This window comes from Streptomyces sp. NPDC050704, assembly GCF_040654355.1.
Taxonomy (GTDB): domain Bacteria; phylum Actinomycetota; class Actinomycetes; order Streptomycetales; family Streptomycetaceae; genus Streptomyces.
In genome coordinates, this window is record NZ_JBFAHW010000028.1 from 91,588 (window position 1) to 113,081 (window position 21,494).

The following is a 21,494-nucleotide window of genomic DNA, read 5'->3' on the forward strand; positions in this document are numbered from 1 at the left end:
CGCACCCCTCAGGCCCCAGTGTCCCTCTCAGGACCCCAGCGTCGACAACAGCCGCGCCAGCGAGCCGCCCAGACCCCAGCGCGCCCCGAGTTCGTCCAGGGCCGCCGGATCGCGCGGCGCGTGCGGCAGCGCCGTGGCCACGTCCGGCAGGGGGACGTCTCCGGCCACCCGGACGACCGTGGGCGCGACGGCGAGGTACGGCCGGGACTCGTCGAGCCGCTTGCGCTGCGACGGTGTGAGCCTGGCCCCCGGGTCGTCGACCGCCGCCATGATCCCCGCCAGGTCGCCGTACTCGGCCAGCAACTTGGCAGCCGTCTTCTCGCCGATGCCCGGCACGCCGGGAAGTCCGTCGCTCGGGTCGCCGCGCAGCAGCGCCAGATCCGCGTACCCCGGCCCGTCGACCCCGTACTTCGCGCGCAGCCACGCCTCGTCGGTGACCTGCAGCGAGCCCACGCCCTTGAGCGGGTACAGCACGCGCACTTCCCGCTTGTCGTCGACCAGTTGGTACAGGTCACGGTCGCCGGTGACGATGTCCACCGGGCCGGTGGCGCGGCCGGTGAACGTGCCGATCACATCGTCCGCCTCGTACCCCTCGACGCCCACGCGCGCGATGCCCAGCGCGTCCAGGACGTCCTCGATGACCGGCACCTGGGGGGAGAGGGTGTCGGGCACCTCCTCCTCGTCCGGGCCGACCTCGGTCTCCGCGGCGACGCGATGCGCCTTGTAGGAGGGGATCAGGTCGACCCGCCACTGCGGCCGCCAGTCCGCGTCCATGCACGCCACGAGATCGTCCGGCTGATGGTCCCTCACCAGGCGGTCGATGAACTCGAGCAGGCCGCGCACGGCGTTCACCGGCGTGCCGTCCGGGGCCTTCACCGATTCCGGGACGCCGAAATAGGCGCGGAAGTACAGCGAGGCGGTGTCGAGGAGCATGATTCGGCGGGGCTGCTGCGTCTGCTGCGTCACGCTTCGCATCATGCCGTACGCCACTGACAGTCACAGTTCGGCGCGGACAGTGGGCGAATGCGAGTGCCCTTACCGGCCAGACGTAAACACCGTGTGAACTGGGCCACGGTCGCGTTTGCGCCACTCGGGCACGGGCAGGCGCCGCCCCGGAGCGAACCCGGTCGCACTTTCAACCACAGCTGACAAATGCGGGCCGGAGAAGCGGGCGGAACCCGCGTCGCTCCACGGCCCGCCGGCGGGGGAGGCGGGCCGATTTCGTTCGACCCGAGAGGTTCATGTGTCATCCAGGCTGCAAGCCGAACAGCTCTACAAGGTGTTCGGCAGACGACCCGAAGAGGCGGTCGAACGACTCCGCCAGGGAGCCGACCGCGAGGAACTGCGCGCCGACGGCACCACCGCCGCGGTGATCGACGCGTCCTTCGAGGTCGAACCGGGCCAGACCTTCGTCGTCATGGGTCTGTCCGGCTCCGGCAAGTCCACCCTGCTGCGCATGCTCAACGGACTTCTCGAACCCACCGCGGGACACGTGCGCTTCGACGGCCAGGACCTGACCGCGCTGAGCGACCGTGAACTGCGCGAGGTCCGCTCGAAGAAGATCAGCATGGTCTTCCAGCACTTCGCGCTCTTCCCGCACCGCAGCGTCCGCGAGAACGCCGCCTACGGCCTGGAGGTCCAGGGCGTGCCGAGCGGCGAACGCAAGAGGCGGGCGACCGAGGCGCTGGAACTGGTCGGGCTCGCCGGCTGGGAGAAGTCCTGGCCCGACGAGCTGTCCGGCGGCATGCAGCAGCGCGTGGGCCTCGCCCGGGCGCTCGCCACCGACGCCGACCTGCTCCTCATGGACGAGTCCTTCAGCGCGCTCGACCCGTTGATCCGGCGCGACATGCAGGACCAGCTGATCGAGCTCCAGAAGAAGCTCAAGAAGACCATCGTCTTCATCACCCACGACCTCAACGAGGCCATGCGCCTGGGCGACCGCATCGCCATGATGCGCGACGGCCGCATCGTCCAGATCGGCACCGGCGAGGACATCCTCGTCCGCCCCGCGAACGACTACGTCGCCTCCTTCACACAGGACGTCGACCGCTCCCGGGTGCTCACCGCGGCGTCCGTCATGGACACGGAGCTGCGCGGCGACGAGGCGGACTGCGGGTGCGAGACCGCCGGGCCCGACACGTCGTTCGGCGATCTGTGCGCGATCAGCGCCCGGCTCACGCACCCCGTCGCGGTCGTCGACAAGAAGGGCGAGCTGGTCGGCGTCGTCCCCCGGCGCCGGCTCATCGGCTTCCTGGGGGAGGAGCAGGGCGAACCCGTGCCCTGCGACACGCCTCGCGACAAGGTTGTCAAGGCGGTGAAGGCCGGTGCCTAGGATCCCCTTCGGCGACTGGGTCAACGACACGGTCGACTGGCTGCTCGACCACATGGGCTGGCTCTTCGACTTCCTCAAGACCGTCTTCCAGGGCTCGTACGACGGCATCAACGATGTCCTCCAGGCCCCGGAACCCCTCCTCCTCGCGGGCATCTTCGCCGTGATCGCGTTCTGGCTGCGCGGCGCCTGGGCCGGTGTCCTCACCTTCGCCGGATTCGCCTTCATCGACTCCCTCGAACTGTGGGAGAACGCGATGGAGACCCTGTCGCTCATCGTCGTGGCGACGGTGATCGCGCTCGTCGTCTCGGTGCCCGTGGGCATCTGGGCGGCGCGCTCCGACCGGGTCAGCGGGCTCGTGCGCCCGGTGCTCGACTTCATGCAGACGCTGCCCGCGATGGTCTACCTGATCCCGGCGCTCCTGTTCTTCGGCACCGGCGCCCCCGCGGGCCTGGTGGCGACCCTGGTCTTCGCGCTGGCCCCAGGCGTCCGTATGACGGAGCTGGGCATCCGCCAGGTCGACAAGGAACTGGTCGAGGCCGCCGACGCGTTCGGCACCACGCCCGGCAACACCCTGCTGCGCGTCCAGCTGCCGCTGGCGCTGCCCACGATCATGGCCGGTGTCAACCAGGTCATCATGCTGGGCCTCTCCATGGCCGCCATCGCGGGCATGGTCGGCACCGGCGGCCTCGGTGGCGACGTGAACGAGGCCATCGGCCAGCTGAACGTGGGCCTGGGCGCCGAGGCCGGAGTCGCCATCGTCATCCTGGCGATCTACCTGGACCGCATGACCAGCGCGCTGGGCACCCAGGTCTCGCCGCTCGGCCGCCGCGCCGCCGCCAAGCTGCGTGCCGCGCAGGGTCTGAAGATCTGGTCCTACTGCCCCCGGCCCGCCGTGGCGATGGTCGGCGTGGTCGTGCTCGCGCTGGTCGCCGGCGGCATGGGCGTCTTCGGCAGCACCGACGACGCGACCGCCACCGCGGGCGACACGAAGAACGTCGGCCAGGGCAAGAAGATCACCATCGGCTACATCCCCTGGGACGAGGGCGTCGCCTCCACCTTCCTCTGGAAGGAGATCCTGGAGGAGCGCGGCTTCGAGGTCGACACCAAGCAGATGGAGGCCGGCCCGATCTACACCTCGCTCGCCCAGGGCGACATCGACTTCCAGACGGACGCCTGGTTGCCGACCACCCACGAGCAGTACTGGAAGAAGTACGGCAAGCAGCTCGACGACCTGGGCTCCTGGTACGGCCCGACGTCCCTGGAGCTGAGCGTGCCCTCCTACATGAAGGGCGTCGACTCCCTGGAGGACCTCAAGGGCAAGGCGAGCGAGTTCGGCGGCAAGATCACCGGCATCGAGCCCGGCGCCGGGATGATGGGCATGCTCAAGAGCACGGTCCTCAAGGAGTACGGCCTCGACAAGGAGTACAAGGTCGTCGACAGCTCCACGCCCGCGATGCTGGCCGAGCTGAAGCGCGCGTACGCCAAGCAGGAGCCCGTCGTCGTCACGCTCTGGTCGCCGCACTGGGCGTACAGCGACTACAAGCTGAAGAAGCTCAAGGACCCGAAGGGCGCCTGGGGCAAGGGCGACGAAGTGCACACGGTCGCCCGCAAGGGCTTCGCCCAGGACAACCCGGCCGTCGGCGAGTGGCTCAAGAACTTCAAGATGACCGAGAAGCAGCTCACCGGCCTCGAATCGGAGATCAACAAGGCCGGCAAGGGCAAGCAGCCGGACGCCGTGCGTGCCTGGCTGAAGCAGAACCCGGGCGTCGTCGACAAGCTGGCCCCGGTCAAGAGCTCCAAGGCCGCCGCCGAGACGAAGCGCCCGGTGGACGTCGCCTGGTTCCCGTGGGACGAGGACATCGCGGTCACCTACCTGTGGAAGAACGTCCTGGCCCGGCGCGGCTACACGCTGAACCTCAAGCAGATGGACGTCGGCCCGGTCTACGCGGGCCTGGCCACCGGTGACATCGACCTCAACTTCGACGCCTGGCTGCCGTACGCCCAGGCGAACTACTGGGACAAGCACAAGAACAACCTCACGGACCTCGGCACCTGGTACCAGCCGACCTCCCTGGAAGTCTCCGTGCCCTCGTACGTGAAGGACGTCAAGTCCCTGGCCGACCTCAAGGGCAAGGCCGACACCTTCGGCGGCAGGATCATCGGCATCGAACCGGGCACCGGCGAGATGAACCTGCTCAAGACGAAGGTCCTGCCGGGCTACGGCCTCGACAAGGAGTACAACGTCGTCGACGGCTCCACGCCCGCGATGCTCGCCGAGCTGAAGCGCGCGTACGCCAAGAAGGAGCCGGTCGCCGTCACCCTGTGGTCCCCGCACTGGGCCTACAGCGAGTACGAGCTCACCAAGCTGGCGGACGAGAAGAAGCTGTTCGGTGAGGGCAACACGATCCGCACCATCTCCAGCAAGAAGTTCCCGGACCAGTATCCGCAGCTCACCAAGTGGATCAAGAACTTCAAGATGAGCGAGGACGAACTCGGCACCCTGGAGAGCGAGATCAAGGACCGCGGCCAGGGCAAGGAAGAGGAAGCCGTCGCGGCGTGGCTGAAGGAGCACCCGGAGATGGTGGAGCGGATGACTCCGCAGTAGGACCGCAGTAGGACCGCAGGAAATCCGCCTCCAGTGGTGGCCCATTTCCCATAATGGGCCACCACGCGCGCGTGACGGCGGACAGGTGGATACGAGGAGTGGGCCTCGCCGCAAGGACCCGGGTGGTTCCTGTGTGGCGAAGCCCACCTCTCGCCGCGTACCCGTGGGCGCCCGGTCGTTCGTACGCTCGACTCCGCCCCGTCGCCCGCTCCAGTGAGACCCCGCTGTCCGTGATCACGCACCCGAAGCTCCTCGCCGCCGTCCTGCTGACGCTCGCGGCCGCCCTGGTGGCGTTCCCCGGACTGCCGCACACGGACGCGAAACCCGCCTCCGCCGCCACCGGCCGCTTCGCCGACCTGGCCGGGGACGTACGCGAGGCCGACGGCCACCGGTACGCGGCGACGGACGACACGGGCCGCACCATGGACACCGCGGAGATCACACAGGCGCCCGACGGCAGGTATCTCGCCGTCTACCACACGACCCTGGCCGACGGCCGCTTCCACGCGGCCCTCGCCACCTCCACGGACCTGCGCACCTGGACCCGCCGCCAGGACTTCGGAGCCGGCAGCAGCCAGCCCTCGCTCGCCGCGGACGACAGGGGCGGCTATGTCCTCGCGTACGAGCGGGATCCGGCCAACCACATCGCCGTTCGCGGCTACCCGGACCTCGACGCGCTGCTCGCCGGCCGGGCCGCCCGCGCGTACGACGCGCCCCGCACCCTCTCTCGCTGCTCCGAGGGCACCCCGGACATCGTCTCCGCGCGCGGCGACACGGTCGAACTCACCGGCCACTACCGGGCCGAGTGCGACACGGACCGCCAACTGCGCGCCACCCTGACGGACTTCACGACCTGGCACGCCGAGCGCGATCAGCGGCTCGACCAGGCTCTCGAGGTCTGGGGAACCGCCGGCAACATAGGCGACCGCTCCCTCCTGGAGCTCGGCGGCGAGCGGCTGGTTCTCGTCGAAGGACAGCAGTGGCGGAACGAATTCGGAACCTGGCGTACCTATGCATACGACCCGGGCAGCGGCCGCGCCGACCGCCTGCTCCCGCGCACCCACGGCGGCAGCCGGGCCTTCGCCAACCCCTCGGCCGCTCTGGTCACCGACCCCGACGGGCGTCCGGCGCTCCTGGTCAGCCTGTTCATCCCGCGCGAGGGGTCGGCGCCGGGCGAGGCGGGCCAGTTGATCTACTGGCGTGAACTGTGACAGCGCGTCGCGCACACGGTGCGGCAATGTTTACAGCGATGTGACGGGCGCATGAAACGGTTTGCCGAACACCCGTAGGGTGCATTCAACACATCAGGAACCCGCGAGACATGGGCGCGTAGGGACACCGACCGCGCCGCCATCGAACCTCACGCACCGACGACGCACAGAGGGGAGCCGAAGCGATGGACGAAAGCAAAGAGACCCTTCGGGTGGGCGCGGCCGTCCGGCGGCGGCGCCGGGCACTGGAGCTCACCCTCGCTGTCGTCGCCGAGCGCAGCGGTCTGTCGGTGCCGTTCCTGAGCCAGGTCGAGAACGAGCGGGCACGGCCCAGCGTGCGCTCCCTGGAGCGTGTCGCCGACGCCCTCGGCACGACTCGCGTCGAACTCCTGGCCGCCGCCGATCCGGCGCGCAGCGTCGACGTCGTGCGCTCCGACGACTCCGAGTTCACCCACGAGCCCCGAGTGCGCCCCCTGGTGCGCGGTCACCACCAGCTGCACGCCGTCGAGTACACCGGAGACCACGACGCGGGCCGTGAGTTCCAGCTCCGCAACGACGAGTTGATGTACGTCGCCGACGGCACCGTCGAGGTCGAGGCGGAGGGCCGCGCGTACCGGCTGGGGCGCGGCGACACGCTGTATCTGACAGGTGGCGTACGGCACCGGTGGCGGGCCACCGAGGCGGATACGCGCGTGCTGGTCGTCGAGGTCGCGGACCACATCGAGGCCGTGGACGATCCGCGCCGGTGATCCGCCCGGCCGCGGCCGTGGGTGTGGGTGTAGCTGCGGGTACGGGTGCGTAGGATCCCGGCCATGAGGGTGGTGTCGCTGGTTCCGTCCCTTACCGAGGCCGTCGCCGTGTCCGCGCCGGGGGTCCTGGCCGGGGCGACCGACTGGTGCAGTCATCCGGCCGGTCTCGACGTCGTACGCGTCGGCGGCACCAAGAATCCGGACGTCGAGCGGATCGTCGGACTCGCCCCCGACCTGGTGATCGCCAACGAGGAGGAGAACCGGGCGCCCGACCTGACCGCCCTGCGGGAAGCGGGACTCGAAGTACTCGTCACCGAGGTGCGGGACGTGCCGCAGGCCTTTCGCGAGCTGGACCGGGTGGTCGGCGCGTGCGGGGTGCGGGGGCGGCCGCAGTGGCTGGACGAGGCCGAGGAAGCATGGCTGGACCCGCCTCGCCCCTCGCCCTCGATACGGCTGCGCGCGGCCGTGCCGATCTGGCGGCGGCCCTGGATGCTGCTCGGGCGGGACACCTTCGCCGGGGACGTGCTGGCGCGGCTGGGCGTCGACAACGCGTACGCGGCACACGCCGAACGCTATCCCCGCGTCCCGATCGACGAACTGCGCGCCGCCGACCTGGACTTGGTGGTGCTGCCCGACGAGCCGTACCGCTTCACCCGAGAGGACGGCCCCGAGGCGTTCCCGGCGACGATGCCGGTCGCCCTGGTCGGCGGACGCCATCTCACCTGGTACGGCCCGTCGTTGGCGCAGGCCCCGCGGGTGCTGGGCGAGGCGCTGCGAGCAGCCGTCCGCTGAGCAGGCCGCGGGCCGTGTGGACGGCGGCCACCGCCCAGGCCGCCAGGAGCAGGGCGTACAGGGCGACCGCGAGACCGTCGTAGACCACGAGCCCGGTGTGCCGTGCGAGCCCCTCGGCGCCCGTCACGCACGTGCCCACCGGGAAGGTGAACGCCCACCAGGTCATCGCGAAGCGCATGCCCCGGCGGCGGGCGCGCAGGACCATGGCGCCGGCGAGCGCCAGCCAGAGCATCGCGAACCCCATCACCGGTACGCCGTAGAGCACCGCCAGGACGCCGAAGCCCTGGTCGTACGGGGCGGGCAAGACACCCGGGGCGGCCACGGCGAACCTGTCGACGGCCGTCGTGGACTGACCGAGCGGCCCGAGGACCAGGAACAGCGTCGGGGTGAGCGCGAGGGGGAGCGGGGCGCCGCCCGTGACGAGGCGGGCGAAGATCAGGGGCAGCATCACCAGCGTGGCCAGCAGGCTGAGGCCGAACATCGCGAAGCAGGCGAGGAGCAGGGTCTGCCGGGCCTCGCCGGCCGGGAGGTGCGGTACGAGCGACGGGCCGAGCGCCGCGGAGACCATGGGGGCGACCAGGGGGAGCAGCCAGACGGGGGTCGCCTGGGCCGGCTCCGGGCGGTGGCGCACGATCATCAGGTACGGGACGACCACGGCCGCGGCCAGCCCGACCAGGGTCCCTGTCGTGAAGAGGGCCGCGTCCAGGACGACCGCCGCCCGGAGGCCGATCCAGTCCCGGCCGACGACGAGGGCGCCGCCGCCGACGGCCAGCAGGGCCATGGAGAGGCAGCCGTAGAACGGGGCCATGGCCGGGTCCAGGAGGTGGGCCCTGGCCTGGTTTCGGTGGTGGGTCCAGTGCACGGTCCGGGCAGCGAGCAGGGCCACGAGCGTCGCCAGCGCGAGCGCCCACACCGCCGTGCAGGCGGTCCGGACGCCCGGGATGTCCAGCGGGAGGCCGGCGCCCGCCGTGGCCACGATCGCCGTGCCCATCACCGAGGCGTACCAGTTGGGGCCGAGGTGACGGACGCCTTCGGCGCGAACGCGGACGACGGCGGCGGCGCGGGGGGCCTGGAGGGCGTGGGCTGCGGTGAGCATGACTTCACGGTCGTGGCTGGGCCGGGGGCCCGCCAGGGAGCGTTGGTCTATGGGGGCATAAGCTGGATTTATGAGTGTGAGTGACGGGACGACTGACGGGGCTGACGACCAGGGGATTCATGAGGCGGCGTCGGCGTCGGTGTCGACGGGGTCGGGGAAAGGGCTGGCTCATCGGGTGCCCGAGTTGGGGGCGCTGGAGTTGCTCCTTGCCGTGGCGCGGCTCGGGAGTCTGGGGCGGGCGGCTCGGGAGGTCGGGATCACGCAGCCCGCGGCCAGCAGCCGGATTCGGTCGATGGAACGGCAGCTGGGGGTCGCTCTGGTGGACCGGTCGCCTCGGGGGTCGCGGCTCACCGATGCGGGGGCGCTGGTGACGGACTGGGCGCGGCGGGTCGTGGAGGCGGCGGAGGCGTTCGATGCGGGGGCGCAGGCGTTGCGGGATCGTCGCGACTCCCGGCTTCGGGTCGCGGCGAGTATGACCATCGCCGAGTATCTGCTGCCCGGGTGGCTGATCGCGCTGCGCGCGCAGCGTCCGGACACGGCGGTGTCGCTGCTGGCGGGCAACTCGACGGTGGTGGCCGAGCGGGTGCTCGGTGGTGAGGCGGATCTCGGTTTCGTGGAGGGGGTGTCCGTGCCGGCCGGGCTCGACTCCGTGGTCATCGCGCGTGACCGGCTGATCGTGGTGACCGCGCCCGGGCATCGGTGGGCGCGGCGGCGGCGGGCGCTGGAGGGGGGTGAGCTGGCGAGTACGCCGCTGATTCTGCGGGAGGAGGGGTCTGGTACTCGGCAGGTGCTGGACGCTGCGCTCGGGGGGTTGGCTCGGCCGTTGATCGAGCTTTCCTCGACGACTGCGGTGAAGGCGTCCGCGGCGTCTGGGGCGGGGCCGGCTGTTCTGAGTGAGCTGGCTCTCGGGGAGGAGCTCTCGGCTCGGCGGCTGGTGGAGATTCCGCTGGAGGGTGTTCATTTGAGCCGTGAGTTGCGGGCGGTGTGGCCTACGGGGCATCGGCCTACGGGGCCTGCGCGAGATTTGTTGACGCTGACTCGGTTCTAGCTTCGGTTGTTTGTCTGCGGGTTCGGTGGGGGCTGGTCGCGCAGTTCCTCGCGCCCCTGGGTGTGTGGGTGGTGGGGTCGGTGCCGCGACGGGGTATCCGATCGCCGCTCTGGGATATTCGGTCATGGCAGGTTGCCGCGGCGATCGGACACCCCGACACGACCCCTCACGCCGGAGAGCCGACAGCGGCTGAGTGGGGCCTGCGCTGCAGACCCCGACCCCGCCTCACGGCCGTTGGCCGATGTCTTTTCGCCTTTAGGGGCGCGGGGAACTGCGCACCCAGCCCCCACCGCCCCGCAGTGTCCAAACAATCCCAAGCCACCCCAGTCTTTTAGGGGCGCGGGGAACGGCGCGACAAGCCCCCACCCACCCGCACCCAACGCCCTGTCCAAGCCACCCCTTCGAGGTCGGGGGTCTGGGGGCGGAGCCTCCAGTTTCGGGAAGGGGTGGGGTTGGGGGAAAGGAACCGCCACAAAATGTGGTGGCGCCGCGCCGTACCGCCAGCGCACGATGCAGGGCATGACCACCACAGCCCCGCCGGCGACAGGCGTCCGTACGCCGTGGGAAGGCCTTCCCAGGGCGGTGCGCGACGCCGTCGCGGAGGTGATCGGCGCGCCGGTTGTGGAGGCGGTCACACAGACCGGCGGGTTCTCGCCGGGCGTGGCCGCCCGGGTGACGACCGCCACGGGCCGACGCGCGTTCGTCAAGGCGGTGAGCGCCGAGACGAACCCGCACAGCCCCGGCCTGCACCGACGCGAGGCGAGAAACGCCGCCGCGCTACCGGCCGAAGTCCCCGCACCGAGGCTCCTCGGGACGTACGACGACGGGAACTGGGTCGCGCTGGTCTTCGAGGACGTCGAAGGGCGTCAGCCTCGTGTCCCCTGGGAGAGGGGCGAGTTGGGGCGTGTGCTGGGCGCGGTGGCGGAGCTCAGCCGCGTGCTCACCCCGTCCCCGGTGGACGTCCCGCCCGTCGCGGAGCAACTCGCGGGCGAGTTCCTTGGCTGGCGGAGGATGCTCGACGCCGGCGACAGGGGGGAGGGCCTCGACCCCTGGACCGTACGCAACCTGCCCAGGCTCGCCGAACTGGCGGCGCCCTGGGGCGAGTTCGCCTCGGGCGATACCCTGGCCCACGGTGACCTCCGCGCGGACAACATCCTGCTCACGGACTCGCCCGCACGCGTCCTCTTCGTGGACTGGCCGCACGCCCAGCTCGCCGCCCCGTGGTTCGACCTCCTGGTGATGCTGCCGTGCGTCCGTGCCCAGGGTGGCCCCGACCCCGAAGTGCTGTTCACCACCCACCCGTTGGGCCGGGACGCGGACCCGGACGGCGTGACGTCCGCCCTGGCGGCTCTCGCGGGCTACTTCGTCCGGCACTCGCGGCAACCGTCGCCGCCGGGCCTGTCGACCCTCAGGGCCTTCCAGCGGGCGCAGGGTGAGGCCGCTCTCGCCTGGCTCAGGAAGCGGCTCGGACCAGGGCCTGCATGACACGCAGGTCCTCGCCCATCTCGGGGTGCCACTGCACGCCCAACGCCCAGCCGGGTCCGGGGAGTTCGATCGCCTCGACCGTGCCGTCCGCCGCGTATGCCGAAGGTGTGAGGTCCGAGCCGAGGCGGTCCATCGCCTGGTGGTGGTAGGTCGGTACCGATGTCTCCTCCGGGACGAGTCCGGCGTACAGGGAGCCCGGTACCGGCTTCACCGGGTGCCGTCCGAAAACCCCCACGGCCTCGACATGGCTGTCGATGTGCTGCACGAGCGTCCCGCCGAGTGCCACGTTCAGGAGCTGCATCCCGCGGCAGATGCCGAGGAGCGGCGTGCCGGAGGCCAACGCGGCGTCGATCAGGGCGAGTTCCCAGGCGTCGCGTTCGGGTGCCTCCGGGCCCGTGCGGGGGTCGCGTGCGGCGCAGTACCGGGACGGCTCCACGTCGGGGCCGCCCGCGATCACCAGGCCGTCGAGCCGGGCGACGGTCTCGGCGGCGTACGTGGGGTCGTCGGGCGGCAGCATCGCGGCCAGGCCGCCCGCCGCCTGCACGAGTCTCGGGTAGCCGGCGGGCAGCAGGGCAGCCTCCAGCTCCCACACGCCCCAGCGCGCGGACTCCAGGTACGTACTGACTCCGATCAGCGGCCTGCCGCTCACCATGAACTCCTTCTGCCGACTCAGTTGCGTTCCAACTCTGCCTCGGCCGCCGCCAGTGCCGCGAACTCCTCCTCCGGCGCCTTCGCCACCAGGTGCTTGCGGCTGTAGAGGCCGAAGTACGCGACCGCGACCACGTAGACCCCGAGCGCGATGAACGCCGCCGTCACGTCCACCAGGAACGTCGCCACCAGTGCGGAGCACGCCAGCACCAGCGCCACCGAGGACGTCAGTACACCGCCCGGCGTACGGTACGGCCGCTCAAGGCCCGGCTCGCGGCGGCGCAGCACGATGTGCGAGAGCGACATGAGCGCGTACGAGATGGTGGCGCCGAAGACCGCCACGTTCAGCATGCGCGCGCCGTCGCCCGTCGCCGCGGCCAGCCCGAAGCCGATCGCGCCCGGCACCAGCAGGCCCAGGTACGGGGCTTTGCGGCTGCTCGTCAGGGACAGGAAGCGGGGCAGGTAGCCGGCCCGGGAGAGGGCGAAGAGCTGGCGCGAGCCCGCGTAGATGAGCGAGAAGAACGAGGCCACCAGGCCCGCGAGACCCGCGTAGTTGACGAGTCGGCTCAGTGTCGTCGCCTCGCCGTCCGGCTGGAGCGCCTCCACGAGCGGGTTGCCCGCCTCCTGGATCGCGGCCGAGCCGCGCGACCCGGCGGCGGCGAAGAAGGTGAGCAGCGCCAGGACCACCAGGATGCCCATCGACCAGCGGATCGCCCTCGGCAGCGTACGGGCGGGGTCCTTGGTCTCCTCGGCCGCGAGCGGCACGCCCTCGACTCCGAGGAAGAACCACATGCCGAACGGGAAGGCGGCCCAGATGCCCAGCAGACCCATGGGAAGCCAGGAGCTGGAGCCGAAGGCACTCGCGTCCACCGGGATGTCGTCGAGGTTCGACGTGTCGAAGTCGGGGAGCGCGCCGACCGCGAACACCAGCAGCGCGATCACCGCGATCCCCGTGACGACGAAGCTGAAGCGCAGCGCCTCGCCGACGCCCCACAGGTGGATGCCGATGAAGATCACGAAACAGGCCAGGTACACCGGCCAGCCGGAGGTGAGCCCGAACAGGCCGAGCGACTCGACGTAGTCGCCGATGAAGATCGAGATGGCGGCGGGCGCGAGGACGTACTCGATGAGGATCGCGGTGCCGGTCAGGAAGCCGCCCAAGGGGCCGAGCGCCCGGCGTGCGAAGCCGTAGCCGCCGCCCGCCGTCGGCAGGACGGAGGACAGCTCGGCGAGCGCGAAGACCATGCACGTGTACATCAGGCCCATCAGGACCATGGCGATCCCGAGGCCGCCGAAGCCGCCCTCGGCGAGTCCGAAGTTCCAGCCGGAGAAGTCGCCGGAGACGACGTACGCGACGCCGAGGCCGGTCAGCAGCAGCCAGCCGGCGCTGCCTCGGCGCAGGGTCCTGCGGTCCAGATAGTCGTCCCCCTCCTGGGCGGCGGGGGGCTTGGTTGATTCGACGGACATGGACGACTCCCCACAGGCGGCGGATGCGCGGGCGGAAGCGGCCCGGGGCACCTGGAGGGCTCCCGGTGGCGCAGCGAAAAGCAATGGAACGGAGCCATACCTTTGCGGGCCGGATGGCCAGAAAGCAATACCCGCGCGTTACGCGACCATTAATCATTTCCAGCGTCGCGGAGCCGCGCGGTGCCGCACGGCTTCCGAGGCGCCCGGGTGCGGCGGCGCGTCAGGTGAGGAAGCCGCGCAGCAGTGCGGCCGTCCCCGCGCAGTGCTCGCGCATCATCGCCCGAGCCCCGTCGGCGTCCCCGTCGAGCACGGCCTCCACCAGGGCCGTGTGCTGGTGCTGCGAGTGCTCCAGGTTCCGGACGAGCAGCGGAATGCAGTCCAGGAGATCGTTGACGGTCGCCCGTACGGCCGCGTACTGGGCGCTCAGTGTCGGGGAGCCGCACAGTTCGGCGAGAGTGAGGTGCAGCATCGTGTCCAGGCGCCGGTAGTCGGCGAGCGGCGCGTCGCGGGTGCGCGCGAGGGCGTCCCGCAGTCGTCGTGCCTGCTCGTCATCGAGGCCGTGCTGGGCGCACAGCCCGGCCGCGCCCGTCTCCAGCACCTCGCGGAAGCGCAGGACGTCCTCGACGTCGACCTTCTCGATGCGGCGGCGCAGTTCGTCCTCGCCGTGCGTCTCGGTCTTCGGGAGCACGAACGTGCCGCCGTACCGCCCGCGCCGGGACTCGACCAGGCCCTGGTCCTGCAGGACTTTCAGCACCTCGCGCAGCGTGACGCGGCTGATGCCCAGCCGGTCGGCCAACTCCCGCTCCGACGGCAGCCGTTCGCCTCCCGGAACCAGGCCGAGCCGGACGATCTGAAGAATCTGCTCCAGGGCCTCCTCGAAGCCGTTGCCCGCCCGCACCGGCCGCAGCACCGGCGTCAGCCGGTCGTCCACCTGCGGAGCCCGCGGGTCCGCGTCGGCCTGCGGCATCTGGTTGCACCCCCTTCCCAAGCAATGGTTCTGGGACATACCTTATGGCTCTCGGCTGACCCAAGGAGGCCTTTCCCGTGGCAGACCGCACACCACCCCTCAGCGTCGAGGAGCTGCACGCCCTGGTCGCGAGCGGCGAGATCGACACGGTAGTCCTGGCCTTCCCCGACATGCAGGGGCGGCTCCAGGGCAAGCGGTTCGCCGCACGCTTCTTCCTCGACGAGGTCCTGCACCACGGTACGGAGGGCTGCAACTACCTGCTCGCGGTCGACACCGAGATGAACACGGTCGACGGGTACGAGATGTCCAGCTGGGAGCGGGGGTACGGCGACTTCGCCATGCATCCGGATCTCAGCACGCTGCGCCGGGTCCCGTGGAACGCCGGCACGGCCATGCTCGTCGCCGACCTCGCCTGGGACAACGGCTCGCCCGTCGTCGCCGCACCCCGGCAGATCCTCCGCCGCCAGCTGGAGCGGCTCGCCGAGCACGGCTTCACCGCCCAGGTGGGGACCGAGCTGGAGTTCATCGTCTTCAAGGACACGTACGAGCAGGCCTGGGACGCGAACTATCGCGCTCTCACGCCGGTCAACCAGTACAACATCGACTACTCGGTGCTCGGGACCGGGCGTATCGAGCCCCTGCTCCGGCGCATCCGCAACGACATGACCGGTGCCGGTCTGATCGTCGAGTCCGCCAAGGGCGAGTGCAATCCCGGGCAGCACGAGATCGTCTTCAAGTACGACGAGGCCCTGGTCACCTGCGACCAGCACGCCATCTACAAGACCGGTGCCAAGGAGATCGCCGCCCAGGAGGGCGTCTCGCTCACCTTCATGGCGAAGTACAACGAGCGCGAGGGCAACTCCTGCCACATCCACCTCTCGCTCACGGACAAGGACGGTACGAACGTCATGGCCGGGGCCGGTCCCGGTGGCATGTCGGACGTCATGCGGCACTTCCTCGCCGGGCAGCTCCTCGCGCTCCGGGACTTCTCCCTGCTGTACGCGCCCAACATCAACTCGTACAAGAGGTTCCAGCCGGGGTCGTTCGCGCCGACCGCCGTCGCCTGGGGGTACGACAACCGCACCTGCGCGCTCCGGGTGGTCGGCCACGGCCGCTCGATGCGCTTCGAGAACCGGCTGCCCGGCGGTGACGTCAACCCGCACCTGGCCGTCGCCGGTCTGGTCGCGGCCGGGCTGTACGGGATCGAGCAGAAGCTGGAGCTGCCGGAGGCGTGCACGGGGAACGCGTACACCGCGGGATACGAGCAGGTCCCCACCACCCTGCGTGAAGCCGCCGAGCTCTGGGAGAACAGTCCCATCGCCAAGGCCGCCTTCGGGGACGAGGTGGTCGCGCACTACCGCAACATGGCGCGCGTCGAGCTGGCCGCCTTCGACGCCGCGGTGACCGACTGGGAGCTCCGCCGCTCCTTCGAACGCATGTGAGGGGTTCTTCGTTGTCGCAGTCCCAGTCGCTGTCGGATGGGTACGAACTCCAGGTACTCAATCCGGCCACCGAAGAGGTCGTCGCCACCGTTCCCGGTGCCACCGCGGCGGATGTGGATGCCGCTGTTGTGCGGGCCGGCAAGGCGCAGGCCAGGTGGGCCGCTCTCGCGCCGGGTGAGCGTGCCCGGCTGCTCCGCCGGTTCGCCGTCGTCGTCGACGAGCATCTGGAGGAGCTCGCCCTGCTGGAGGTCCGCGAGGCCGGGCACACCATCGGCAACGCCCGCTGGGAGGCGGGCAACGTCCGTGATCTGCTCGACTACGCGGCCGGGGGAGTGGAGCGGCTGACCGGGCGGCAGATTCCGGTCGCGGGTGGTCTTGACGTCACGATCCTCGAACCCCTCGGGGTCGTGGGGGTGATCGCGCCGTGGAACTTCCCGATGCCGATCGCCGCGTGGGGTACGGCTCCGGCACTCGCGGCCGGTAACGCGGTCATCCTGAAGCCCGCCGAGACGACCCCGCTGACGGCTCTGCGGCTGGCCGAACTCGCCCTGGAGGCCGGTCTTCCGGAGTATCTGTTCCAGGTGCTGCCGGGTGCGGGGGCTGTGGCCGGTAATGCGCTCGTCGAGCATTCCGGGGTCGCGAAGATCGTCTTCACGGGGTCAACGGCCGTGGGCAAACAGGTGTTGGCGAAGGGGTCGGCGCTCCTCAAGCCCGTCACCCTCGAACTCGGCGGCAAGAGCCCCAACATCGTCTTCGCCGACGCCGACATCGAGGCCGCCGCGGCCGCCACCCCCATGTCCTTCCTCGACAACGCGGGCCAGGACTGCTGCGCCCGCACCCGCATCCTCGTCCAGCGCTCGGCGTACGACCGCTTCCTCGAACTCCTCGCCCCGGCGATCGAGTCCGTCGTCGTCGGTGACCCGGCCGACGAGAAGACCGGGATGGGTCCGCTGATCTCCAGGCCCCAGCTGGAGCGCGTTCGGACGTACGTCACCGAGGCCACCGACAGTACGGAGGGCATCCGGGGCAACGCTCCCGAAGGCCCCGGCTTCTGGTTCCCGCCCACCGTCCTGACCGGAATCGAGCCCCACGCGCGCGTGGCCGTCGAGGAGGTCTTCGGGCCGGTCGCCGTGGTCCTCCCCTTCGAGGACGAGGCCGACGCGATCCGCCTCGCCAACGCCACCGAGTACGGGCTGTCCGGTTCCATCTGGACCCGGGACGTGGGGCGTGCGCTGCGCGTCTCGGGTGCCGTCCGGGCCGGGAACCTGTCCGTCAACTCCCACTCCAGCGTCCGCTACTGGACCCCCTTCGGCGGCTACAAGCAGTCGGGGCTCGGCCGCGAACTCGGCCCGGACGCACTCACCGCCTTCACCGAGACCAAGAACGTCTTCATCAGCACGGAGGGCCCCGCACAGTGACCCAGTCCCAGCCTCAGTCTCAGCCGCAGGAGAACATCTGCCGTCGGCTCGTCGGCCGCACCGCCGTCATCACCGGCGCCGGCAGCGGCATCGGCCTCGCCACCGCGCGCCGGCTCGCCTCCGAGGGCGCCCACGTCGTCTGCGGAGACGTCGACGAGACCCGCGGCAAGGTCGCCGCCGAGGAGATCGGCGGGATCTTCGTCAAGGTGGACGTCACCGACCCCGAGCAGGTGGAGGGCCTCTTCAAGACGGCGTACGACACCTACGGCTCGGTCGACATCGCCTTCAACAACGCGGGCATCTCACCGCCCGACGACGACTCGATCCTGGAGACGGGCCTGGAGGCCTGGAAGCGGGTCCAGGAGGTCAACCTCACGTCTGTGTACCTGTGCTGCAAGGCCGCGATCCCGTACATGCGACGCCAGGGCAAGGGTTCGATCATCAACACCGCGTCGTTCGTGGCACGGATGGGCGCGGCGACCTCGCAGATCTCGTACACGGCCTCCAAGGGCGGTGTGCTGGCCATGTCCCGTGAGCTGGGCGTGCAGTTCGCGCGGGAAGGCATCCGGGTCAACGCCCTCTGCCCCGGCCCGGTGAACACCCCGCTCCTCCAGGAACTGTTCGCCAAGGACCCGGAGCGGGCCGCGCGCCGGCTCGTACACATCCCCGTCGGGCGGTTCGCGGAGGCCGAGGAGATCGCCGCGGCGGTCGCGTTCCTGGCCAGCGACGACTCCTCGTTCGTGAACGCCACCGACTTCCTGGTGGACGGCGGGATCGCGGGGGCGTACGTCACACCCGTCTAGGCCGCCTCGGCCAGGACACCCCTTCCGGTCTCGTCCTAGAGTGCCGGGATGAGCATGACGCCTCCGCCCGGCTGGTACCCGGACCCCTCGGCCCCGCACACAGAGCGCTGGTGGGACGGGACCGCCTGGACCGAGCACCGGCGTACGCCCGAGGTGCCGCAACAACCGCCGCAACAACCCTTTACGCAGCCGCAGTTCGCCCCGGCTCCGGCCGGCGGCGGCTCCGGCCGCGCGAAGGTGATCGCCCTCACCACCGCGGCCACCGTCCTGGTCGCCGCGATCGTCACGGGCGCCTTCGTCCTGAACCGGGACGACGGCGACCCGGCGGCGAAGACCGACCCGGCGCCCACGTCGTCCGCGCCCACCAGCACTGCCCCGACCGCGCCGCCGGCCTCGCCCGCGGAGTCCACCTCCGAGCCGTCGGCCGACGACCCGTCCGTCGTCGTGGACGAGCTCAACGGCATCACCCTGCCGCTCCTCGACGGCTGGGCCCGGCCCAAGTACGTCGCTGAGGACGACGTCGTGATGACCACGCCCGGCACCTACGACTGCCCGGGCGACAGCGGCCTCTGCCGCCACGGCAAGGTCATCTCGCGCACGGTCACCGCGAACGACGAGAAGTCCCCCGAGGCCCTCGCGAAGAGCGACATCTCCGACGCGGCGGACCTGGCGTACGACCGGGACAGCCTCGACCGCCGCCCGTACAACGGCATCACGTCCCACAAGCTCGTCAAGCAGGGACCGGTCGCGGTCGCCGGACGCACCGGGTACTTCGTGCGCTGGCAGGTCAGGACCGAGGCGGGGCCCGGGGGTTACGTCCAGTCGCTGGCGTTCCCGTCCAGCGTCGGCTCGGAGGCACCGGTCATGGTGCGGTTCGTCTTCGACGCGGGTGAGGACGGGCCGCCGCTCGCCGACATGGACCGGATCACCAAGGGCATCCGGCCGGTGGGCGACGAGGGCACGGGCGGCGGAGTGGGCAGCAGCATCGGGCCCACGTCCTAGCGGACCGAGGGCCCGAAAGCCTGCCGCTGCGGGAAGGTGTGGGCTACAGGAAGTCGTGGGCTACAGGAAGGTGTGCCCTTCCCCTCGGTACGTCGGGACCGTCGCCGTCACGGTCTCGCCCTCCACGAGGTGCAGCACCTCGAACCGCTCGCACAGCTCCCCGGCCTTGGCGTGCCGGAACCACACCTTGTCGCCGATCAGCAGATCGTCGGCGGGCGAGCCGAGCAGCGGCGTCTGCACCTCGCCGGCCCCCTCCTGGACGTCGTACCGCAGCCCCTCGGGGAGGTACGGCACGGGCGACCGGTCGGGGCCCGCGGCACCCGACGCCGGGTAGCCGCCGCCGAGGACGGTCACGACACCCACGCCCGGCCTGCGCACGACGGGCTGCGCGAAGAGCGCGGCCGGACGCCCGCTGAACGACGTGTAGTTGTCGAAGAGGCGCGGCTGGTACAGCCCCGACCCGGCCGCGATCTCGGTCACGGAGTCCTCGGCCGCGGTGTGCTGGACGCTGCCCGTGCCGCCGCCGTTGACGAACTCCAGGTCCGGCGCCACGGCCCGTACCGCACGGACCACGTCCGCACGGCGCTGGGCCAGCTCCTTGCGCGCGGTGGCCTGCATCAGCCGGATCGCCCGCGACCGCAGCGGCCGCCCTCGCAGCGCGTCCCCGACGCCCGCGATGTGACCCTCGTACGCCATGATCCCGACGAGCCGGAAACCGGGCCGGCGGGCCACCGTACGTGCCATCTCGGCGAGTTGGGCCGGGGAGTGCAGCGGCGAACGGAGGGCGCCGATCCTGACCCGGCCGCCGAGCAGCTTCAGCGAGGTGTCCAACTCCAGGCAGACGCGCACCACTTCGCGTCCGCCGTCGCGGGCCTCGTCGATCAGCTTCAGCTGCGCCGGGTCGTCGACCATCACGGTCACGGCGGCCGCGAGCTTGGGGTCGGCGGTCAGTTCCGCGTACGCCTTCCGGTCGGCGGACGGGTAGGCGAGCAGCACGTCGTCGAACCCGGAGCGGGCCAGCCACAGCGATTCGGCGAGCGTGTAGGACATGATCCCGGCGAAACCGTCCCGGGCGAGGACGCGTTCGAGCAGCGTCCGGCAGCGTACGGACTTGCTGGCGACCCGTACGGGTTTGCCGGCCGCCCTCCGTACGAGGTCCGCCGCGTTGGCGTCGAAGGCCTCCAGGTCCACGATCGCGACGGGTGCGTCCAGGTGAGCGGTGGCCCGGTCGTAGCGGGCTCGGTCTGCGGCACGGGCTGTCATGGGCGAAGCCTGCCAGACCTGATTACCGCAGGGTAGGGGGACGTTCCGGGCAGATGCCCCGGGCCTGCCGACTGGTTCCCACTCGCACAGCGTCAACCCGTAGAGTGACGCGCACGCAAGCAGGGACGGTCCCGGAGGGTTCCTTCGGCGGGCCGGTCGCCCGGGGTCGAGGAAACGGGGGGTGCATGAGCACGGAAGCGCGCCGCGCCTCCATCCCTCCACGCCCGCCGATGCCTCCCGGTTCGGCGCCTGAGCCGTCTTCGGCGCAGGCGTCCGCCGCGGCGGAGCGAGGGCCCTCCGAGGACCCGGCGGATACGGGCGAGTTGTCGGGACCCGACGGCGAGACCGCCGCCGAGCGGGCCGAGGGCGCGGAATCTTTGCTGGAGCGTGGCTCGGGAGATTCTCGTGGCTTTGAGGGCTCCAGCGGCTCTGAGGGTGCTGAGGGCTCCGGGAGTGCTGCGAGTACTTCACGGAGAAGCGCCGGCGCGGGCGGGCTGCCCGGGCGCGACAACGACCGTGCCCCTGAGAGGACAGACTCCGACTCCGACTCCGACTCCGACACCGCGGGGCCGCTGCCGAGGCGCGACGCCGACAGCGCGTGGTTCAGACGCGGCATCGCCGGGTCCCGGCCGGGACCCGGCGCCGCGAGCGCACCGCCCCGTCCGCGAGCGTCCGACGGCTCCGGCCCCAGGGAGACGGCCCCGGGCGCTCCGCCGGCGCCCCGCTTCCCGAACCTCCGCCCGACCGGCGACCAGAGACAGGCTCCGGACATGCCGCCTCCTCCGGCCGCTTCGGCACGTTTTCCGGACACACCACCGCCCGTGAGCGGCACCGAGCCGCGGGCGAAGGCAACGACTGTCCCCCCACGCCCCGGCACCGAGCCGAGGACGACCGTTCCGCCACGTCCGGCGACCGCGCCGCGTACCCCGGTGCGGAACCCCGCGGATACCGGCGCCCCGCCCCGCCCCCCGGCCGGGCCGGGGATGCGTACGAGGAGCGCCGAGCCGGCGGGCACCCCGCCGCGTCCGGCGACCGCGTCGCGTACCCCGGTGCGGAGCCCCGCGGATACCAGCGCCCCGCCCCGCCCCCCGGCCGGGCCGGGGATGCGTACGAGGAGCGCCGAGCCGGCGGGCACCCCGCCGCGTCCGGCGACCGCGTCGCGTACC

17 protein-coding genes and 1 pseudogene are annotated in these 21,494 nt (G+C 71.2%); 12 read left to right on the forward strand and 6 right to left on the reverse strand.

Going from position 1 to position 21,494, the window contains the following annotated elements:
* Positions 1 to 27: 27 nt before the first annotated feature.
* A complete protein-coding gene (locus AB0I18_RS18675; protein WP_363106608.1) occupies positions 28 to 975 on the reverse strand; it encodes a 5'-3' exonuclease in 948 nt (315 codons plus the stop codon).
* 268 nt (positions 976 to 1,243) lie between these two features.
* Here AB0I18_RS18675 and AB0I18_RS18680 point away from each other — a divergent pair, with 268 nt between their 5' ends.
* The 5 genes from AB0I18_RS18680 (at position 1,244) to AB0I18_RS18700 (ending at position 7,689) form a co-directional block, all read left to right on the forward strand.
* Positions 1,244 to 2,332: a betaine/proline/choline family ABC transporter ATP-binding protein gene (locus AB0I18_RS18680; protein ID WP_363106592.1), complete on the forward strand. Its 1,089-nt coding sequence runs from the start codon at positions 1,244 to 1,246 to the stop codon at positions 2,330 to 2,332.
* Positions 2,325 to 4,937 (forward strand): ABC transporter permease/substrate binding protein, encoded by a 2,613-nt coding sequence (locus AB0I18_RS18685; protein WP_363106593.1) that lies wholly within the window; start codon positions 2,325 to 2,327, stop codon positions 4,935 to 4,937. The genes AB0I18_RS18680 and AB0I18_RS18685 overlap by 8 nt, the downstream gene beginning before the upstream one ends.
* Before the next feature lie 230 nt (positions 4,938 to 5,167).
* The gene (locus AB0I18_RS18690) at positions 5,168 to 6,148 is read left to right on the forward strand and encodes a hypothetical protein (RefSeq protein ID WP_363106594.1); all 981 of its coding nucleotides are present in this window, start codon (positions 5,168 to 5,170) and stop codon (positions 6,146 to 6,148) included.
* 185 nt (positions 6,149 to 6,333) lie between these two features.
* Positions 6,334 to 6,897, forward strand: coding sequence for a helix-turn-helix domain-containing protein (locus AB0I18_RS18695; protein WP_363106595.1), 564 nt, complete (start codon positions 6,334 to 6,336; stop codon positions 6,895 to 6,897).
* Positions 6,898 to 6,960: 63 nt separating this feature from the next.
* Positions 6,961 to 7,689 carry a helical backbone metal receptor gene (locus AB0I18_RS18700; protein ID WP_363106596.1) on the forward strand — a complete coding sequence of 243 codons (729 nt, stop codon included), beginning with the start codon at positions 6,961 to 6,963 and terminating at the stop codon, positions 7,687 to 7,689.
* Here AB0I18_RS18700 and AB0I18_RS18705 read toward each other — a convergent pair.
* Positions 7,616 to 8,785, reverse strand: a complete 1,170-nt coding sequence (locus tag AB0I18_RS18705) for a TDT family transporter (protein WP_363106597.1) — start codon at positions 8,783 to 8,785, stop codon at positions 7,616 to 7,618. The two genes, AB0I18_RS18700 and AB0I18_RS18705, sit on opposite strands and share 74 nt — an antisense overlap.
* A gap of 139 nt (positions 8,786 to 8,924) precedes the next feature.
* On the opposite strand from AB0I18_RS18705, the gene AB0I18_RS18710 reads away from it, so the two are divergent.
* Together AB0I18_RS18710 and AB0I18_RS18715 are read left to right on the forward strand one after the other, a co-directional pair.
* Positions 8,925 to 9,833: a LysR family transcriptional regulator gene (locus tag AB0I18_RS18710; protein WP_363106609.1), complete on the forward strand. Its 909-nt coding sequence runs from the start codon at positions 8,925 to 8,927 to the stop codon at positions 9,831 to 9,833.
* Positions 9,834 to 10,352: 519 nt separating this feature from the next.
* Entirely contained in the window at positions 10,353 to 11,318 is a 966-nt protein-coding gene (locus AB0I18_RS18715) for an aminoglycoside phosphotransferase family protein (protein WP_363106598.1), read from the forward strand.
* Here AB0I18_RS18715 and AB0I18_RS18720 read toward each other — a convergent pair.
* The 3 genes from AB0I18_RS18720 to AB0I18_RS18730 all read right to left on the reverse strand — a co-directional run bounded on the left by AB0I18_RS18720 (position 11,287) and on the right by AB0I18_RS18730 (position 14,400).
* Positions 11,287 to 11,970, reverse strand: coding sequence for a gamma-glutamyl-gamma-aminobutyrate hydrolase family protein (locus AB0I18_RS18720; protein ID WP_363106599.1), 684 nt, complete (start codon positions 11,968 to 11,970; stop codon positions 11,287 to 11,289). The two genes, AB0I18_RS18715 and AB0I18_RS18720, sit on opposite strands and share 32 nt — an antisense overlap.
* 17 nt (positions 11,971 to 11,987) lie before the next feature.
* Positions 11,988 to 13,433 carry an ethanolamine permease gene (gene eat / locus AB0I18_RS18725; RefSeq protein WP_363106600.1) on the reverse strand — a complete coding sequence of 482 codons (1,446 nt, stop codon included), beginning with the start codon at positions 13,431 to 13,433 and terminating at the stop codon, positions 11,988 to 11,990.
* 220 nt (positions 13,434 to 13,653) lie between these two features.
* Positions 13,654 to 14,400, reverse strand: a complete 747-nt coding sequence (locus AB0I18_RS18730) for an FCD domain-containing protein (protein WP_363106601.1) — start codon at positions 14,398 to 14,400, stop codon at positions 13,654 to 13,656.
* A gap of 77 nt (positions 14,401 to 14,477) precedes the next feature.
* Here AB0I18_RS18730 and AB0I18_RS18735 point away from each other — a divergent pair, with 77 nt between their 5' ends.
* Genes AB0I18_RS18735 through AB0I18_RS18750 form a run of 4 tightly spaced genes read left to right on the forward strand, consistent with a single transcriptional unit; the run spans position 14,478 to position 19,065 of the window.
* Entirely contained in the window at positions 14,478 to 15,842 is a 1,365-nt protein-coding gene (locus AB0I18_RS18735; RefSeq protein WP_363106602.1) for a glutamine synthetase family protein, read from the forward strand.
* A gap of 11 nt (positions 15,843 to 15,853) precedes the next feature.
* Entirely contained in the window at positions 15,854 to 17,260 is a 1,407-nt protein-coding gene (locus AB0I18_RS18740) for an aldehyde dehydrogenase family protein (protein ID WP_363106603.1), read from the forward strand.
* Entirely contained in the window at positions 17,257 to 18,063 is an 807-nt protein-coding gene (locus tag AB0I18_RS18745) for a 3-oxoacyl-ACP reductase (RefSeq protein WP_363106604.1), read from the forward strand. Before AB0I18_RS18740 ends, AB0I18_RS18745 begins: the two co-directional genes overlap by 4 nt.
* Positions 18,064 to 18,117: 54 nt before the next feature.
* Positions 18,118 to 19,065 (forward strand): DUF2510 domain-containing protein, encoded by a 948-nt coding sequence (locus AB0I18_RS18750; protein ID WP_363106610.1) that lies wholly within the window; start codon positions 18,118 to 18,120, stop codon positions 19,063 to 19,065.
* Positions 19,066 to 19,125: 60 nt separating this feature from the next.
* Here the strand turns inward: AB0I18_RS18750 and AB0I18_RS18755 are convergent, their stop codons facing one another.
* A complete protein-coding gene (locus tag AB0I18_RS18755; protein ID WP_363106605.1) occupies positions 19,126 to 20,328 on the reverse strand; it encodes an amino acid deaminase/aldolase in 1,203 nt (400 codons plus the stop codon).
* 598 nt (positions 20,329 to 20,926) lie between these two features.
* Between AB0I18_RS18755 and AB0I18_RS18760 the strand changes: the two are divergent.
* Positions 20,927 to 21,494 (forward strand): annotated as a pseudogene (locus AB0I18_RS18760) (hypothetical protein); the annotation flags it as partial.